The sequence below is a fragment of the Dyadobacter sp. LHD-138 genome (assembly GCF_030929615.1).
Taxonomy (GTDB): Bacteria; Bacteroidota; Bacteroidia; order Cytophagales; family Spirosomataceae; genus Dyadobacter.
The window spans coordinates 31,927-48,456 of record NZ_JAVFVU010000049.1 but is presented as its reverse complement, the minus strand read 5'-3'; the positions used below and the strand labels follow the sequence as shown (position 1 = coordinate 48,456).

Genomic DNA, 16,530 nt, shown 5'->3' with positions numbered 1-16,530 from the left:
AATTCCGGCGTTAATTCTAATTAATAGGCGGCCCCATAGTTCACCCTCATACTTCCAGATTTTTACTTGGACAAAAGAAAGTTAATATTTATTGTGCTAATCTAAAGGGGCGGCCCCGTGACTCTCAATGGCAGTTTGTCGAAAAAATAGTTGACAACAAAAGGGCAAGGCAACATTCCTTAAGAACCGTTGTAAATTCTATTTTTTGGCTCGTTGAAACTGGAACGCAATGCGGTCCGCCGCGCGGGCGAAATATGGAAAGTAAATACCCCGCCTGGCAGACAATTTACAGCGCGGCTGCCGTTACCATTTTCGGCAGTTTAAGCTTCGTGGAATCTGGAATCAATTGCTTGAAAGTATAGCCATTAGCGAACGCGAAAGACAGGAAAAAGAGCAAACTCCAAGTCTATTAGCTATTGATAGTCAAAGCGTTAAAAAAATGCAGTTTATTAATTTAGATTCAGGAATCGATGGCAATAAAAAGATCAATGGACGAAAAAGAACTATTCTGGTGGACACAATCGGAATTCCATGGTCAATCAAGGTTACGTCTGCTAATATTTCTGATAATCAAGCTGGTATTCAGGCACTTGAGCAGCTAAAAGGAAAAGTGCCACGATTACAAAAGATTACTGCTGATAATGGTTATAAAACTACATTTATTGAACACATAAAAAGTAATTTTAACTGGGAGGTAGAAATTGCACAAAAACCAGAATCCTCACAAGGATTTGTCCCCCAAAAGAACCGCTGGCAAGTCGAACGGTCATTTGGTTGGCTTAATTTTAAGCGAAGACTTTTCAGAGATGTTGAGAAAACCATAGAGTCTTCTGAGGCAATGCTTGAAATTGCCTATTTATCAATTTTCTTAAACAGAGTGACAAAATAAATATCCAAAACATACTCTAAGATAAAAACAAATTTTTATATAATTTTTTCAAGGAACCTGAAATCAGGTTTTATAACAAGTCCACATTTTGCCTGCTATTTTAGGCCGCTTTGCTATACTTCATAAGTTCAACATACTCAGTTCCACGGGTTATGGTAGCAAATACCCGATTAATGAGTTTGGCCTTAACGGCATTGAGTACACTCATTTTAGCTTTGCCATCCTTTATTTTGCGTTAATAATATAATTTAAGTTCCGGATCATTCTGTATAGCAGCGCTGGCACAGTTGCTTAATAAAGCCTTCATTTTTCTATTAGCAAGTGGGCTGACCTTAGTTTTTCCCCTGATGCTGCTACCTGAGCTATGCTCGAAAGGCGCGACTCCAGCATAACACGCAAACTGTCGACCCGTATTGAATGCTGTAAAATTCTGTGTAAAGATCAGGAAAGCTACTGCTGTAATCATGCCAATACCTACAACTGACTTGATCAGGTCAAAATGTTTTTGTACTTGTTCATCCTCTTTTACAGTCGCTTCTATCTGTTTATCAGTATCCTTTATTTGCTGTTCAATAAGTTTATGTTGAGCTGCCGACTGCTTGATAATAAACGAATTATCTACTAAATCTATAATATTTTGTAAATCCTTAACTGCATTTTAAGACTTACACTTGTCTTGACGAGCCTGTCACGAAAAGCCACCAAATTCTTTAATTTGAGCAAACATGCAGATGGCAACTGCATAGGTTTTAACATACGATGATGCAGACAAGCAAATTGAGCAATCCGTTTTGCGTCTATTTTATCATTTTTACCTCTAATGAGGCCTAATGATTTTTTTAAGTGCAATGGGCTTACTTTGGTAAACGGAAAATTTCCGTTCTGTAAAAAACAGCATAAAGCCAGGGTATAATGTCCCGTATGCTCCATACAAAAGAGGCTATTACTACTAGTTACATGATCTTTTTTAAGCCCAATAAGCATTTTCTTAAATCCCAACGTACAGTTTGCAAACTGGCGATGAATAAACTGATTTGGGTTATTTACATTGCATAGAGCAAAATCCAGTGTTAGTTTTGAAATATCAACACCGATAAACCATTCCTTTTCCATAGCGTAATTATTAATGTTGAATGACAATCCGAATGTATTGAAATGCTAATCCCTTTACTAAGCCCGTTGCTTAACATTCTAAATGGCACCTGTTCAATTCAAAAAGTATAAAGGACTAATTCCGGCGATAAGTCTAGTTAATAGGCGCCCCATAGTTCATCCTCATACTTTCAGATCTTTAAATTGGACAATAGGAAGTTAACATTTATTCTGTTAATCTAAAGGGGCGGCCCGGTCTGTTCCCCGATCAGTCAGTATGCGTAGCAGGTCAACTTCTTGCTCTTGATAAAATGGCAACACCTTATCGTTTAGTGTATCCGCAGCAACAAGTGCATTTTTACGGTCATAGACCTTTGCAAACGCTACTCGGCTATATGTGTCAATAAATGTTTGCTGATAGATCTTACCCACGCCTTTAATATAACCGACGTAATAAGTATCCGCGCGGCGGCCGCCTGAGCACCTAGGTAACCTGGATGGTGTGTTTCAATTTCACCCCTGCTTTGTTCTTCCTCTTTTTTGCGTTCAAGGGTGGCGACTTGCACATCTGAGAGAATTAATCCCTCTTGAGCGACCTTGGCATCTAGTGCTTTGAGCCTCTTCTGAAACGTTTCCAAATCATGTCGCACCCAAACACAGCGAATGGTTGAAGACGCAACAGAGATTCCGCGTTTCCTTAGCTCATTAGAAGCCCGTTGCTGTCCAAACGCTGGTGATTCTATGGCATAAGCTACTACCACATCCTCGCGTCGTTCGCTTCAATTTGCTTTTCAATGCGGTTCTTCAATAATGGGTTGCTTCCGCTGATTTCTTTCAAAGCAAGCTCCCCACCTTCATCATATAGCTTCTGAAAGCGATAAAAACTGTCCCTGGAGTAGCCCATAACTTTACAGACATCCGACACATTACCCAACTTCTCTGCTAACTTTAACAAGCCAAGTTTTGGTTGAATCAACTTCTGCGTTGTTGTCGTACTTAACTGATTTTAAGGCTAGTAAATTTACTAACTGTCAGATTAAGTTTCAACTAATACACAGTCAATGATGATTTTTATCTGTTAATTAATACTTTAGTCGTGTTTGTAGTTCCATCTGCTTTGTTAATTCTAAGCATGTAAATTCCATTTTTAAGCAGCTCTACATTTATTCCTTCTGAGGGAAGTACATTTGACTGATACACAGTCGTGCCTTTCGTATCCAGTACGGAGATTTCCGTAACTAAAGTATTGTTTGCATTTTTTAAGTAGATAACATCCGACACAGGGTTCGGGAAAATAATTACCGATTTGGAAAGGGCATTGAGTATAACACTTTGAATACGGCTGTATGCGAAAGAAAGATCCCTATCGACCATTTTGAGACGATAATAATTTGTTACAGGTGCGGGAGATTCGTCCGTGTAATGATAATTAACGATCTTTTTGCTTTCTCCAATGGCAGATTTTACTCCGATAACAATCCAGTCTTTTGCGTTAATGCTTCGTTCTATTTCAAAACGCTCCGAATTAATTTCTTCCGATGTTTCCCAGTAAAGTTGTGATACTTCTCCTTCGGCATTGGCTGTGAAACGTACCAATTTTACGGGTAATGGTAAGGAAATGGCACCGATGGCGATGGCACTGTACGAGCTCATGTTACTAACCGTACCGGTTACAATCGACCCTTCGGAATTAGTTGCGGCTCCTGACGAGCCACTCAGATTGTCCCATTGGTTCGTCACGGTATTCCATCCAACCAATCGGATATCAGCCGGTACATAACCATGCAGACCGGAAAAATCAGGAATTGAAACGGAAACGGTTAATGATGATGTTCCTGATACAGGAATCCAATCCCAAAAGCCAATAGGTGAAACCGATTCCAGCTTACTTATCCCTGCTGTACCCGCAGTATTCAGTGAAGTTCGGGCATGAGCTCCGCCAGTTGGGTCCAGCGTAGTGCCGACATCTCCTTGCCAGTAAGCTATCGAGAGTTCATCCGCAGGTAACGAAGGTGCTGAGATTGTGAGTGTACGAAGGTCAGCACCGGTCTGATTACCCACTGGATACACAAAGGCATCGTTTCCAGTCTTACTAACATAGCCGTTCACATACTGCGCATCACCTAAACTGCTGTGGGTATACGTCGCATTATCGGCAAAATGTATGGCTCCGGTAGCATGATTACTTCGGATTGTCGTCGTTAAACCGTTATTGAAGTCCAGGTGGTTTGCAACATTAATACCATTGTTGTTTGTGATAGCTGTAATTTCCGGGCCATTGTTAAAATTACCGTTGTAGAAATTTGGTGCCAACGTACCAGAAATAGTGTTTAAACCCCGAGCAAGAAATAAATCCATGCTTCCGCTAAGACTTGTCCAGTTTCCCAGATTGTTCATGACCGTGTTGCCGTGCTCGTATGTGCTTTTGTTTTGCAATGTCATCGAACCGTTTTCAAGAATAAAAAGACCGTCAGGGCTATAATCGCTGGCATAGCCTGCATCCAATATCAAGGGGTCTTTATCACCGCCGATTGTAGTACTTTGAGCAAAGGCTACTGTTCCAACCAACAGACCGACGGCACAACCCAACCATCGGGCAGGTTTATAAATTTTGTTATTTAACTGCATACAGATCAATTTTAAAGGTTTAGCCTGATTACTTTGCAGAAGAGGTATTTTCTGATTGCGGTTTTTGAAGGGCCATCAGCTTCTGTAATTCGATAACCTGATCTGCCAGTTGGGCAATGGCTTTTTCTGAATGTTCGCTTCTGTTTACTGCTGCCGATAATTTTTGGTTTTCAACTTTTAAAGAAGTTACCTGTGCACTAAGTTCTTGTATTGCTTTTGTTAATACAGGGATCAGTGAATTGTAATCGACAGCCAGGGTTTTATTGAGGTCTTTTCCTTCTCTGACAAGCTGAGGAAGCACTTTCTGAATATCCTGGGCTAAAAAGCCTATTTCTGAGCGGTTGTAGTCATTACTTTCAACAGCGCTTTTTTTCTCATAAAACACTGGCCGAAGCTTTTGCACTGTAGTTAAACCATTTTCAAATGTTTTGATGTTTCTTTTAAGGCGAGCGTCCGAGGTCAATATGACGCCACTATTGCGGACTTCTCCGGTGGCATTAATATCTCCGGTAACATCCAATTTGTAAACTGGCGCTGTCGAGCCAATTCCTACGTTTCCATTGGAATTCATGATAACCATTCTGGTATCCCGTGTAGTGGAAGTTCCGTCCGTTGTCGTTTCAAACGATATAGCACCATTTGTTCCGTAAGAACGATTGTATGCGATGCGGGCATCACGATCAAGGCCTTTTGTCTTTTTAAAGTCTATAAAGCCATTGTACTGCGCGTCGATAGTAGCGTCCCGGTACAATTCAATGCTACCATTTACAGCTGTAACCGATGTTGGAGATGCTAAAACACTTGTTTCATTGCTGATCAATAACCCTCCGCTCACATGAAGATCTGCCTCAGGTGCAGGTGTGTGAATACCAACATTTCCGCCATTATTTGTAATACGCATACGCTCCACAGTGTTGGTTCCACTATTTGTTTTGAAAATCATGTTGCCCTCGGCGCGCGATGATTCCACCACAAGGCCATTAGCCACCCCCGTTTCTTCTGTGGTATACAACCTGCCACCTAAATTTCCCGCGGGACTGTAAGCTTCAAACATCCCATCGGTACGTGTAGTACCTACCGTATGTAATCTTTGCGCGGGAGTACTGGTGCCTAAACCAACATTGCCATTACTGTTTAAAATAACCAGCCTTTTCGATAATGTAGCAGAAGTACCATCCGTCGTTGTTTCCAGAACCAGTCCGCCAGTGGGACCCACTGTATTATCAAAGAAAATCCGTGCATCGCGATCATGATCCCGATTGGCCTTAAAATCGACATATCCGTTAACATTCGGAACACTGGCAGTTGGGTCCCGATAGAGTTCTACGCCGCCGCCAACAATTTGCGTGGTCACCAGCGACCCAGCGACTGTACTTTCTGGGGTAACAAGAACAGAACCTCTTACATGCAGTTCCAGCTCCGGATTTGTAACGTTAATACCAACCTTTCCCATCTGATAAATGTTCTGGGTATTGGTTGTTGCACCAGTGTTGGTAGCCACGTTGAACCAGGGTTCAACATAAGCGTTGCCTGCACTAAACTTCTTACTAACCCAACCCGTGCCGTCCCAGAAATATTCACCGATTCCGTTTGCCGGGTAATTGGTGTTGCTGCTGGTAATACCAATGGTTGTATTGTAAACCGACATACCGGCAACGGGCTCTGATCCTGCCAACCCCCATGTGGTGGTGGTGATAAGTGCTACGCGAGGCATGAGCAAGCCTTTGTTGCTGCTGCTTAGTTCAAGTATTGCGCTGGCATCAGGTGCGCCGCTCGCGCCAACTTTCATTTGAGCAAAGGCAGTGGATGCTGCCAGGGAGGCAATTGCAAAAAATGTAATTTTTCTAAGCATAACAGGTTGGCTTTAATAGTCAATTAATAAAATAGGATTTAACAGCTCTACATCACCTGGATACTTTCATGGATGGAGCAGCGATCGAGGTTTGTTGAGTGTCTGATCATTAGATCATTTTATAGAGAACCTCATGCAAGAATAGAAAGCTGTATTGGCTATTCAAAAATACATTGCCCCGATTTTGACCAAACAGGCAAATTTGAATCCGAACCTGACAATTGACTATTTGAAAATTAGAGACAATGAATGATCCAGCGGTTCAAAGGACTTAAATCGAAGAAAGAATGCTGATTTCAGAAATTCGGAACAGGAAAGCTTTGAAGAATAAATCAATATCGTGCGGCCATATTTTCTCAATAGTATCCTTATCTGCCTCCACTTAAAAGAGAGGCTTCTGCAATGTTAAGGGTTGACCCGAGCCCAGTTGAGGAATAAATTTATGCTTTGGGGTATTTTGTTTTTATTCAAGTATTTACGTTTTCTTTTATCGTACGATTCGTAATATTTCCCCGAATATCCGGGGAAATATTGACCTGAAAATAAACGAGGAGGGTATTGATATTGTGTGTTAATCAGTGATTTGTGTGTGGATAGTGTTCCGTCCAGACGGGTAATCTTTACAAGATAAATTCCGGTAGAGAGGTTTTTTAATTGGCCTGGCCGGTCGAAACAGTTACGGGCGTTGCGTTATTTACTGAGTTTTCTCCGTTAACCGGTACGTTATCAGTAAAGGTGTTCATGTGCGATGTGTTTGTTAGCAATACTTGTACAAGTATAGAAAACAAACCGGGCAACAGAAAAATTGAACGAAGCAATTTTCTTGAACCCGGCAAAGTACTATATGAAGGCTTCAATTGTGGACATGAATATTCTTTATGCCCATTCGATCCACTTAAGGAATTCCGCAGCTTTTTCTTTACTTACGATAATTGATTCGGAGTTTTCAACGTTTAATTTAACCGACAATTTACGGGTTGAAAGAGGCTCAATGTCTAAAATTGAATTTCTGTTGATAATAACTTGACGATTCGCGCGGAAAAAGTCACGGGCCGGCAATGATAACATCAGATCGTCCAGTTTTTCCTTAACCTCGAATTTCTCATTTTCAGTGTGGACATACACGGTCATGAACGAATATCGAAGGAATTTAATGTTGGAAATGTAAACCGGGATAATTTTATTTTTGTAATAAACCAGAAGGGTGGTTTTGTAAGCATGGCTGAGTTCTTTTATAACATTATGATAGCGGGCAGGGCTTGAAATCGTCTCAGCGGGTGTCAGACTCTTTTGCATTTGAATTATCCTGTCAAAGCTTTTTTGGAGTTTTTCTTGCTCAATGGGTTTTAAAATATAGTCAACGCCATTATTTTTAAACGCCTGAAGGGCGTACTGATCGTAGGCAGTGCAAAAAATAACAGGTGCAGTAATCAATATAGAAGCGAATATATCAAAGCTGTTCCCATCTGTCAATTCGATGTCTGAAAGTATAATGGATGGCATAGGATTGGCGGAAAACCAATCAATAGATTCTTTTACGGATGAAAGAACACCACAAACGTTCGCTTCAATCGGTAACTGTTCGATCATTTTTGTTAATTCAGTTGCAAGCCTTAAATCGTCTTCAATTATTAAAATTTCAATCATCTGCATTAACTAATATTTTGTAAAATCTAATTGTAAATGGTTTAGGAATCCGGCAGGAATCATCAGATTGTCGCAATTCTGACAGTAAGGCAGTATTCATCTTCAACAATAACCACGGGTTCTTTCGCTATCAGAAGATAACGCTCACTCAAATTTTGTAATCCAATCCCCTTAGTGGTTTTACAGCCGACATTATCTTTAAAATGCAAATCGCTTTTTACTACAATATGGTGCTGGTCGCTAAAAATCTTTATTTTAAGAGGGATATTTGTCAATGTGGTATTATGTTTTACAGCGTTTTCAACTAACGTTTGCAAAGCCATAGGAGGAATTTTTCGGTCAAGAATTTGACCTTCCAGGTGAATCTCTACTATTACACCACCATCAAACCTCTCATTTAAAAGATGGATGTATGATTCTATGAATTCGACTTCCTTATGAACATCAATAAGATTTGTCTCCTGAGTTTGTTCCAGCAGATAGCGGTACACATTGCATAATCTGACGATGTAATTTTTTCCCCATTCATCCGTAATTCCCGACCTTAAAATACTTAATGAGTTAAACATGAAGTGTGAATCCATCTGTTGTTGTAGAAAACCGAGATGGGTAAGCAGGCTTTTATTATTTAGCCGTTCTAATTCAATTCTCTCTTCTTGAATTTCTTTTTGTTTTTCCAAATAATATGCAATGGGATACATCAGTCCTGCGAAGAGCAGACCTTTATAAATGGAGCCTTTTGTTCCGGTCAGCCATGCAGGATCATTTAGAGATTGAATCGAAAAATACTGAAATGCCAATTCGAAAGTATGGTAGAAGAGCAGGGAAAGCGATATGCAAAATAAAGAACTTATAGCTGCCTTTTGCCAGCCAGAGGCAATGTTAAGATTCTGAATAACGTATATTATGGAAAGCCATATTAGCAGGCATAACACAACGAACACGAGGTGGTGTATTGCCATAACCGTAGTATCAACATCATGATTCAAAGAAAGCCGTAATTGAAAGGCTCCCAAGGTTAGAAGAAATGATAAAAAAATGCCCTGTTTTGCAAGATCATTTTTAACCAAAGCGAAAATGGTTTTTTTTATGTTTAGAGAAAAACGATGTAAGGCGGAGGCATTTACTGGCATCTTAAATGGTTGAGATGGTTACATCATAATGGTTTGCATCACTTCTTACTACGACAGGGGTTTTGGTAAGAATTCTATAACGTTCTCGTAAATTTTGGAGACCAACCCCTGGTTGTTTTGTTCTCGAGAATCTTAACTGCACGTTATTACGTACGATGATATTATTCTTCTCATTAAATATTTCAATATACAGAGGGGAGTCCGGGCTCACGACATTGTGTTTAACTGCATTTTCAACCAATGTTTGTAAAGACATGGGTGGTATTTTTCGGCTTAAGAGCAGGTCATTGAGGTTGATGTTTAATTTGATACCGTCTTCAAACCGCACCTTAAGAAGATGATTATAGGATTCGATAAATTCCACTTCTTTCCTGACTGTAATGATGTTATCTCCCTTCGCTCCATCCACCAGGTAGCGATACACATTACAAAGTCTTTTTATATAATTCCTTCCCCATTCCTCTTCGATTCCCGAACTCAAAACATTAAGCGAATTAAGCATGAAACGATTATCCATTTGTTGTTGAAGAAAACCCAGGTGTGACAAGATGTTCTTGCGATTCAGACGTTCTAGCTGGATTTTTTCGTTTATCACCTGCCGCTGTTTGACAAAGTATTTTGCTATCGGGTACATAATGCCTCCTATAATAATACCTCGGAAAAGAAGTCCGACAAATCCTACGTGCCAGGGTAAGGTCTTGATTGGGAGTATGGGGAAATCTTCGAAAAGAAAGTTGAAAGAATAGTAAAAAATTACCGACAGAAAAGCGCAGGTTATAAGACACGATGCAGCTCTCAGCCATTTCATGGTAAAAAGAGTAGTTTGTAAAAAATACAAAGCAGAAATCCAGCAACCAAAACATAGAAAAACGATAACAAATTGGGAACCTGCAAGATTAATGGGATCATTGCCCTGCTTTTCTAACAAACGTGCAGGAAGTACAGCCATAGTCAGTAAAACTGATAAATATATACCGTGTTTTAAAAGATCTTTTTTTAGGTAGGGAAGAGTATACATGTAAACTGTTTCAAAAAGAAAGCTGGCTATAAATACTACAACTTATTCGATAGGTTGTAGTACAAATGTAATAGCTTAGTGGTTACATAGTGCTATGGTAAATTTAATAAATGCACTAGAAAATTTCCTCTGGATAATTCGGATACGCCGACTATTGGATTCCGAGTCAGACCGACCATTTTAAAGTATTGCTTTCTCTTATTGGTTACAGAATAATTATGGAGACTTCGGTACCTGTGACCACCTGAATACGGAAATCGAGGTCATATAAAATCGGACATTTCAATTAATTATAAATGATTGATTAATAAAGAAATAGACCAGGGTTAAATGATTTCTTAAAGTGGTCATTCTGCCGCGGAATCCACTGGTCCGTGTATGCGAATTCTCCATCAATATCTCTCTTACCAATAAAATTATATTAGCCGCTTTGAGTTAGATCAGGCGCTCCCTTTCGAGAAATTCGCTGCAAGGATCATTCTGAGGTTTTCGTTACAAATGGGCGAAAACATACGCTAGGAAACTAAGTGATCAGTTTATGGGTATTAAAAAGTTATCGTTTTGTAAATGGTCAACGCGTCCGAATTATTCAATTTCAGGACAAGACCATTCCAGTTCTCCGATGAAAATGGATCTGTGTTTTTTTTGACATGAAAAATCAAACCATTTGACGCCGATGCTAAAATAAGAGCTCCTTATCGATAGCGAGGTTTTGACTCTAAATATGTAAACGTCGAAAGGACGGCGATACATTAAAAATACCCCTGAAAACATCTGGTTTTCAGGGGTATTGCTCATTTGACAATGTTTCTTAACGTATTTCAATCAATTATTTAAGCAGCCACATTTTCTGATTGTAGTCATCGTTGCCGCCATATTGCGATTGAATTGCCTTTGTCAGGTTGTCGTAGTTGTAGTTGATCTCCGTGTCAGGATACATCCACCGCACTGGTATTTTATCCTTGTCCGTATTGTTGTTGGACAACGGATTAACCGGGAAAACCGGGAAGCCAGTGCGACGGTTTTCAAAATAACTGTCAAACCCGGACTGAAGGAATGTACCCAGATATCTTTGGGTCATGATTTTTTCAAGCTGCTGCTGTGTCGTACCAGATAATTTAACCTTGTCCGAGGCCAGGTAAGAGGTAATATAATCAGCATTGATTTTGCGGTTGTGGTGGAAATCAGCATTGTCAGGCGTGTTGTTTGCGGTAAACTGCATACTCGCACGAATCGCATTTTCGTAATACGTGCTTGTAGGTGTGCCGCTGATCCACCCTCGCAATGAAGCCTCGGCCAGCATGAACTGCAAAACAGGGTAGCCAATCAGATAAATCGGTTCGGAGTTGGCCAGTTCCGAATAGCGGGCGTTCAGGTTAGAATAATCCTTCGAAGACGCTACGGCAGTAAGATCAGAGTAAACAGCCGATGGATTTACGGCCCGATAAGCATCGTAACTTGAAGCGCTCACACCCGCTGCGATCTTAATGGGAGAAGGGGCAGCATAATAGAACAGACGGTAATCTTCCAGCTCTTTTAGTTTATCGACAATCATCGTTGACATCACCGTGTAGATAAGTCCCTGGTTGTTTAGTTTGAACCACGGATAACGCTGTCCCGCCACATCGGAATACACCCGCTGGAAGTTGTCGGCCGAGCTTTGAAAAATAGGTTTCGTTGTAACGATCGTATTGAAACGCGATTTGATGTTCAAGTCTGTATCGGCTTCTTTAGCAGAAAGGGAAAGAAGCACCTTCAAGGCAAAAGTGTTTACCACCTTTCTCCATTTTGCCACATCACCATTATAGATCGGATCACCCGCGAAATTTGCGCCTTGAGAGAATGCCTGATCAGCCTCTTCGAGCTCTTTCAGGATAGCCAGGAACACTTCTTTTTGCGTAGAGTACGCCGGCCGGATGGTACCTGTTTCTCCCTGCAGGGCATCTGCATACGGGATGTCTCCCAGACGCATCGTCATTTCATAAAACCTCCACGCACGGACGAACTTGCCAAGTCCGGTATAAGCGTTTTTTTGCGCTCCTTCCGGTGCCAGGTTGATCATCTTTGCGACGTTCGTAAGTACAACAAATCCGCTGTACTCCTGTTTTCCCAAATTGTTGTATTGCATTGAACTGGGGAACTCAGTATGGTTTATCGCTTTGGAAAGCAACATCGGATCAAGATAGCTTACCGATGTGATATTTAGAATCAGGTTGGTTGCCAGCATCTGTGGCGACACCGACGTGGCGGCGTTGGGATTGGTGTTAATCTCCTGGAAGTCGGCGCAGCTGTTTAATGTAAGCAAGCCACCAACTACGAGCATATATTTAGCAATGAATTTCTTCATGATATGGGTCAATTTGTGTTAATCAGAAAGTGAGTTGAATGTTACCTCCTATGTAGCGAACGGAAGGAGAAGTAAGCTGGCGGTCATCTGCTTTATCAGGATCAGCAAAACGGAAGTCTTTCGTCCACATCCATACGTTTTGACCTGTAAATGATATTGAAGCTGACTTAGCCCCCACGTATTTGGCAAAAGACGGCGGCAGTGAATAGCCAATGGAAAGCTCACGAAGCTTGAAGAAAGTAGCATTGGTCACGCCACGTGTTCCGTCACCGTAACGACGCGCATAAGTTTCGTAAGAGACCTTTGTGGTGTTAGGCCCATACTCACGCGTATCGCTGGTGATGTTACCCATATTGTCAAATGCAACAGAACCGGAAGTTACCACGACGCCTTGTCCTACATACGACTTGTTTTTGTTCACCACTTCATCATATCGCCATGGGTTATCCGAGTCAGGATGGGCACCGGTATCCCACATTTTGTAAGATGAGTAGTTGAACAAGTATCCGCCGATACGGCCATCAAATGCCGCAGAGAGTGTAAATTGTTTGTAACGAACCGTGTTTGCCAAACCAAAAATGAACTTTGGATCCGTATGACCATACAAGCTGTTATAGGTACTGGCCTGCGTAAGACCATTAGCCTGGTGGATCAGGTTGCCTTGTGGATCTTTTAGCCAGGTTGCCCCGGTGTACGTATCCGTGCGCCCGCCCACTTTTGTCCAGCTGTTTTTGGCAGAATATTGTGGATCCAGTGCTTTGAAGTAGCGGTGGTTGTAGGACCAGTTGGCCGTTGCATCCCACTGCCAATCACCTTTTTTGAGCACGGTTGCAGCAAGCGTGATTTCCATCCCCTTGCGGACATAGGTCTGATCAATGTTGATCAACGTGCTGTTAAAACCGGAAGCCTGCGATATCGGGGCGCTGGTTTGAATGTTGTAATTATACTTGTTGAAGTAGGCAACGTCCAGTTTTAAACGTTTCTTCAGGAAGTAAGCCGCTGTTCCAATTTCCCATGTACGGTTCGCCTCCGCCACTACGTTTACGCCGTCGATAATGGTACCCGGGTAAGCCGCAGAGTTCAGGCCGCTCCAGACACCAGTCGATGTGTTGTAGGTGTTGTTGGTTGCATAAACACCCAGGTCAGACTTGGAAAGCGTCCAGGAACCACGTACTTTCCAGAAATCAAGCCAATTGGGCAAGGTTTGGAAAAACTCACTGACTACGACACTTGCACCCGCTGAAGGATAAAAGTAACTGTTTGTCTTCGCAGGCATAGATGAGCTCCAGTCATTACGGCCCGTTACATCCAGGAAGAAGGTGTTGTTGTAGGCCAAACTTATTTTTCCCAGCAAGCTGTTTACCTGTTTGCGGAAGCGGGGATTGGATGCAGCGGTATTCGGATCAACGACGCTCACATCTGGTCTTTCGACGGAGTTGTTGAGCGAGTAGTAGCCTGGAATAAGCAATCCGCTTCTGGTTGCGCTGTAAAGGTAATTGTTGTCAAATTTGAAGATCGTACCACCGGCCAACACATCAATACCTAGTTTACCAAAAGTTTTATTGTAGGTGAATAACGCGTCTCCGTTAAAGCTGTAACCGTTTCGTTTAGCAATAGAATACAATCCGGATGCATCCCAACCGCGGGTAGAAAGGATTCCCGGCGGGTTTCTGCGTGTCTCGTTGTTTTGGTATAGGTCAAATCCTGGCCGAACCAAAATTTTTGCGCCTTCGAAAAGATCCAGTGTTGCTGTGAAGCTGGCGTTCATTTTGTTCTCCTCAATACCATTCAGCTTTTCATAAGCCATCATGTATGGGTTATCATACCACGCATTGTAGTGCCAGTTTTGTTTTACATTGGGTGTAATCCAGTAGTTGTTTTTGTAAAGGCTCAGGTCATATTCAGGTCCCATCCACATCAGGATGTTGTAAATGTAGCCCTGTGCGTCATATCCCGAACCGGCAACCTGAGGAGCCGATATACGGTTGTAGCCCACCTGGCTGTTCAGACTGAACTTTGTACCGATCTTCATATCGCCACTCACGTTGAAACTGGTGGTGTTCGATTTAAGGTTAGGGTATTGGCCTTTGTTGTAAATATGGCTCATAGATACACGGAAACTGCCGTTCTCGCCAGTTTGCGTAACGCTCACGTTGTTGTTCGAAATCAGACCTGGTACCAGAAAGTCCCGGAAATTATCTTTCCCCAGCGACCGTAGTTCCGACATTTCCATTTGTTTGGTAATCGGGTTCCACTGGTTGGCCATGGTGCCGTTATCCAGTTTGGCTCCCCAGATATAGTCAGTCGGGCTGTAGGCACTACCCAATCCGGCACTGTACGCGTGCTGGACTTTTGGTAACATCAAAAAGCCCGCGTTGAACATGTTGTTGCTATTCACCGTAACGGAAAGTCCTTTTCCTGTCCCGCCGCGTTTGGTAGTGACAATGACGGCCCCGCTGCCACCTCTTGAACCGTACAAAGCCGCCGCTGTCGGTCCTTTCAGTACGTCAATACTTTCAATATCGTCCTGGTTAAGGTTTTTCAGGGAGATGTTCACATAAGGTACGCCGTCGATGACCAACAGAGGCGTTTCCCCACGAAGGTCCAGCGTAGGCGCTTCGTTAAATTCCGTACTGTTCTTCACCCAAAGCCCCGAAACTTTTCCTGTTAAGGACGTTGCCAGATTGGTTCCCTTTACAGTCTGGATGGTGGAGCCGCTTACCTTTTGTACCGAGTAACCAAGCGCTTTTTCTTGAAGCTTCATACCAAGTGCACCTACAATGATAGCTTCGTCGAGGAGCTTGGCATCTTGAGACAATACCAGTTCAAGCATGCTTTGATTTCCCACAATAATTTCCTTGGTGGTGAAACCTACAAAGGACATAGTCAGCACTGCGTCCTCACTTCGGACACTTATGCTAAACTTTCCGTCCTGATCCGTAATCGTTCCGTTTGTCGTTCCTTTTTCAACGACGCTAACACCAATAAGGGTATTTCCGGCGTCGTCCTTGATGGTTCCCTTTACGGGCTTGTCAGCCGTGGAGCGTCCCGATCTAAGTGAAACGCCTGATGAAGGGTAGCGGGCGGCAGCACCGCTGTATCCTGTGATTGCCAGAATGACAAATGTTGTGTACAAGAGCTGGCGCAGCCAGCCAGTACGGCTGGGCAGGAGGGTAAATGTGTTTCGCATTCAGTTTGAGTAAATATAGTTCAGATATTGGTATAATTTTAACTGCACAAATTAACGTAAATTAGTATTTAACTACGATATGGGTCTCGGTAAGAAATTGCAATTTATTGTAATTTTATCTATATTTTTTGTGTGAACTGATATTTTGTTCCTGAGGTATCAAGTTTAAATTGTAGGCTTCCCATAATTAGGATGTTGGAAGTTTAGACTAAAGTCGGGGTGATATACCAGATTTACATTCATTTTAAAACTCAATTTGATAATATCTTCGTTTGTTGTCGCTTGGTTCTTCTTTTAACAAAGCTAAGGATGTTGAATTCTGCTCTAGATATCTCCCAGAGTAATTTGAAATGGAGGTACATAAATACTAACCGGAATTTTTTAAATTGGATCTAACTAACTCATTGCAATTGTATTCACTCTTGAATAAGTGATACTTGGTTAGTGGTAGTTATGAATACAAGCAAATTCTCAGTATTTCTGCTTCGGGTAGTTGTAAGAACGACCAAGAAATCTGACAGCAATAAGAAAAACCGCCCTTACATTATTACGGAGAGAACCATTAAAAATGAGCCTTAGGAGAAAAAGGAAGAAAGTGGCCCGAAATGATGACTTTTTATTAACACGCCTGGCGCAACTTACCATTTTGATGCAATCACCCTATTAAAATGTCCTGCAAGACTAAATTTTTGTCCTACCAGCCAAGCTTTACTATAAGGTAATTTTGCAGAGCA

Annotated in this window: 10 protein-coding genes and 1 pseudogene; 1 reads left to right on the top strand and 10 read right to left on the bottom strand. The window is 41.8% G+C overall.

What is annotated here, in order from left to right; all coding sequences use genetic code 11:
* Positions 1–265: 265 nt before the first annotated feature.
* Positions 266–889 carry an IS5 family transposase gene (locus RB622_RS26895; protein WP_308049893.1) on the top strand — a complete coding sequence of 208 codons (624 nt, stop codon included), beginning with the start codon at positions 266–268 and terminating at the stop codon, positions 887–889.
* Between the two features lie 235 nt (positions 890–1,124).
* Here RB622_RS26895 and RB622_RS30415 read toward each other — a convergent pair whose 3' ends face one another.
* From RB622_RS30415 to RB622_RS26850, 10 genes and pseudogenes are all read right to left on the bottom strand, one after another.
* Positions 1,125–1,379, bottom strand: coding sequence for a transposase (locus RB622_RS30415; RefSeq protein ID WP_409021990.1), 255 nt, complete (start codon positions 1,377–1,379; stop codon positions 1,125–1,127).
* Between the two features lie 137 nt (positions 1,380–1,516).
* A complete protein-coding gene (locus RB622_RS26890; protein WP_308049890.1) occupies positions 1,517–2,002 on the bottom strand; it encodes a transposase in 486 nt (161 codons plus the stop codon).
* Between the two features lie 234 nt (positions 2,003–2,236).
* Positions 2,237–2,957 (bottom strand): annotated as a pseudogene (locus tag RB622_RS26885) (helix-turn-helix domain-containing protein); the annotation flags it as partial.
* 95 nt (positions 2,958–3,052) lie between these two features.
* Entirely contained in the window at positions 3,053–4,609 is a 1,557-nt protein-coding gene (locus tag RB622_RS26880) for a T9SS type A sorting domain-containing protein (RefSeq protein ID WP_308049889.1), read from the bottom strand.
* A 28-nt stretch (positions 4,610–4,637) separates the two neighbouring features.
* On the bottom strand, positions 4,638–6,461 hold the full coding sequence (locus RB622_RS26875; protein ID WP_308049887.1) for a tail fiber domain-containing protein: 1,824 nt from the start codon (positions 6,459–6,461) through the stop codon (positions 4,638–4,640).
* An 876-nt stretch (positions 6,462–7,337) separates the two neighbouring features.
* A complete protein-coding gene (locus tag RB622_RS26870) occupies positions 7,338–8,114 on the bottom strand; it encodes a LytTR family DNA-binding domain-containing protein (RefSeq protein ID WP_308049886.1) in 777 nt (258 codons plus the stop codon).
* A 56-nt stretch (positions 8,115–8,170) separates the two neighbouring features.
* The gene (locus tag RB622_RS26865; RefSeq protein WP_308049885.1) at positions 8,171–9,241 is read right to left on the bottom strand and encodes a histidine kinase; all 1,071 of its coding nucleotides are present in this window, start codon (positions 9,239–9,241) and stop codon (positions 8,171–8,173) included.
* A 1-nt stretch (position 9,242) separates the two neighbouring features.
* Positions 9,243–9,875, bottom strand: coding sequence for a histidine kinase (locus tag RB622_RS26860; protein ID WP_308049892.1), 633 nt, complete (start codon positions 9,873–9,875; stop codon positions 9,243–9,245).
* Between the two features lie 1,213 nt (positions 9,876–11,088).
* On the bottom strand, positions 11,089–12,606 hold the full coding sequence (locus RB622_RS26855; protein ID WP_308049884.1) for a SusD/RagB family nutrient-binding outer membrane lipoprotein: 1,518 nt from the start codon (positions 12,604–12,606) through the stop codon (positions 11,089–11,091).
* 22 nt (positions 12,607–12,628) lie between these two features.
* Positions 12,629–15,796 (bottom strand): SusC/RagA family TonB-linked outer membrane protein, encoded by a 3,168-nt coding sequence (locus RB622_RS26850; protein ID WP_308049883.1) that lies wholly within the window; start codon positions 15,794–15,796, stop codon positions 12,629–12,631.
* Positions 15,797–16,530: the final 734 nt, after the last annotated feature.

Bases quoted from the DNA above. Each gene is read 5' to 3' on its own strand.
- RB622_RS26890 (WP_308049890.1), bottom strand. From the start codon at position 2,002: ATGGAAAAGGAATGGTTTATCGGTGTTGATATTTCAAAACTAACACTG.
- RB622_RS26880 (WP_308049889.1), bottom strand. From the start codon at position 4,609: ATGCAGTTAAATAACAAAATTTATAAACCTGCCCGATGGTTGGGTTGT.
- RB622_RS26875 (WP_308049887.1), bottom strand. From the start codon at position 6,461: ATGCTTAGAAAAATTACATTTTTTGCAATTGCCTCCCTGGCAGCATCC.
- RB622_RS26870 (WP_308049886.1), bottom strand. From the start codon at position 8,114: ATGCAGATGATTGAAATTTTAATAATTGAAGACGATTTAAGGCTTGCA.
- RB622_RS26865 (WP_308049885.1), bottom strand. From the start codon at position 9,241: ATGCCAGTAAATGCCTCCGCCTTACATCGTTTTTCTCTAAACATAAAA.
- RB622_RS26860 (WP_308049892.1), bottom strand. From the start codon at position 9,875: ATGTACCCGATAGCAAAATACTTTGTCAAACAGCGGCAGGTGATAAAC.
- RB622_RS26855 (WP_308049884.1), bottom strand. From the start codon at position 12,606: ATGAAGAAATTCATTGCTAAATATATGCTCGTAGTTGGTGGCTTGCTT.
- RB622_RS26850 (WP_308049883.1), bottom strand. From the start codon at position 15,796: ATGCGAAACACATTTACCCTCCTGCCCAGCCGTACTGGCTGGCTGCGC.